2 protein-coding genes are annotated in these 2,041 nt (G+C 44.1%); both read right to left on the bottom strand.

Annotated features, from left to right (window positions below; all coding sequences use genetic code 11):
* Positions 1-173: 173 nt before the first annotated feature.
* On the bottom strand, positions 174-1,418 hold the full coding sequence (locus tag ACZFYI_RS19620; protein WP_462525813.1) for a polysaccharide deacetylase family protein: 1,245 nt from the start codon (positions 1,416-1,418) through the stop codon (positions 174-176).
* Positions 1,415-2,041, bottom strand: a 627-nt coding sequence (locus tag ACZFYI_RS19615; protein WP_462525812.1) for a c-type cytochrome, incomplete at its 5' end; no start/stop codon positions are given. The genes ACZFYI_RS19615 and ACZFYI_RS19620, both read right to left, overlap by 4 nt.

Genomic DNA, 2,041 nt, shown 5'->3' with positions numbered 1-2,041 from the left:
TTCATTTGCTCCAAATGCTGCTGTTGTGGAATCATTGAAAACCTGGTATGGTGAGTCCAAAGCCCTTCAGGTCAAATATGCCGAAGCCTTTGAAATATGTGAATATGGTAGCCAGCCCTCCAAAGAGGAAATTAAAAGGCTTTTTCCGCTGCTACAATAAAGGGGGAGGGTTATTATTTCCCCTTTCCTACCTTTTCCATGGTGATTTCTTTCAGGTCAAGTAATGCCCCATTTTCAAATTGGTCCAGAGATTTAAAGATTACTTTCTGATAGCCTGAATTCAATCTTATTCTGCCAATGGAAACTTTCTTGAAAGTTTCCCACGAACCTGATTTCTCTACTTTTCCTTTTATGGATTCATTCCCTGTTGACAGAATAAATTGCTTCCCCGCCTCTTCATCGGAAACAGACCATTCCATCCACACTTCATAGATTCCTTCCTCGGGGATGTCGACTTCCCACACCACACTGTCTTTGGCAGTAAACCATCCAAAAGCCCTCCAATCCGGCATGTATTTGATGTCGGGACCTATTGCTCTTCCCTTTTCAGCTGTCAACCTAAACTTGCCATCAGGCGAACTCCTGAGGAGTTCGGGTATGTTTGTGGTGTCTGAAGTTGCAAGACGGGTATCGAGTACATATTTTCCCACTGTTCCGATGGGAGCGATCCAGATCCCGTTGGCCGGGTCAGTGGCATATTCTGAAAGTTTTCTCAACATGCTTAAATATGTGGTCTGATTTCCGGCATCGGCAGTTTCATGTCCAGCCAAAACCAACCACTGTCCGTTTTTTCGAGCCGATTCAATCAAAGGCAAGATTTCATCAAAATACTTATTGTCCATTTCCATTCCGGTCAGCTGAGCCATATCTGCATAGAATGGATCAGAAGGCGCTTCATCCATCCAGCTTCTTCCGGCAAGAAACATTTCAGAAATCAGGGGAACAAAGGATTGGGTATAAATACCTTTCCCGACGAAGGTTTGGCCACATGGATACGCATAAACTGTTGGCCTCACGCCAAGTAATTCCTCAATTTCTTTATTGGCCTGAAGCAATTCGGCTTTCATTCTGTCTAGTGTATAATTTTCCAATGCCCTTTCACGGGACCAAACAAAATTGCCGCTGCAGGGATGCTGTATGGAATGATTTCCCATTTCATGGCCCGCAGCCACGGCTTTTTGCCAGCCTTCCAAATCCTGTTTCAGGCTATTTGGCAATACAAAAAATGTGGCCTTCACTCCGTACTCATTCAAAAGCGGAATGCCCAGGCTTGTATTTGTGGCGCGGGCATCATCAAAACTCAGGCTCAGGGCCATTTTTTTCCCTTCAGGCCAAGGGAAAGATTGCTGCTGTGAAAAGGCCGCACTACCAAAAAGGAAAAGCAAAAGACACAGGGTGAAAATCGGTGGGTTTTTCATTTTGGGTTGGATTTAATTTTAAGAATAAAGGCCAGCAAATCCGCCATTTGCTGTGGATTGATGGCTTCTTCCAGACCTGGGGGCATGGCCGAAATGTCCATGACATTTAGACTCTTGATGTCACTGCGTGAAATGTTTCTCTCCGTTCCACCTGCTATCCGAAGGAGAATTGCATTGGGTGTTTCGGATCCGATGATGCCCTGTATGATCTCTCCATTTTGCATTTCGATGGACCATAGGTCATATCCATCCGCTATGGACAGGTTTGGGAATAAGATATCACTCAATATGTTTTCGGCTCTCCTGTTTTTAAGACTTGCGAGGTTAGGACCAAAAACCCGGCCCATATCTTCTCCCATTTTGTGACATGATGCGCAGTTGTTGTCAAAGATGATTCTGCCTTTTTCGAAAGTTCCTTGTGATGTGAGTGCGGGTTGATACTTTTGCAATAATTCTTCCCCTTTGCTTTCATCTTTATTTATCAACAGCCGTGCTTTTGTCTTAATGGATTCATTGGAATGATTCATCAGTTGGACACTTCGCCTCCAGCCAAGATTAGAAGTTTGAACTGTTCCCTCCTCAATAGCTCCGAGCAATAATTTCATTCTTGTTTCATTTGACAT

This window comes from Aquiflexum sp. (assembly GCF_977115555.1).
This window is presented reverse-complemented; position numbering and strand designations above follow the sequence as displayed.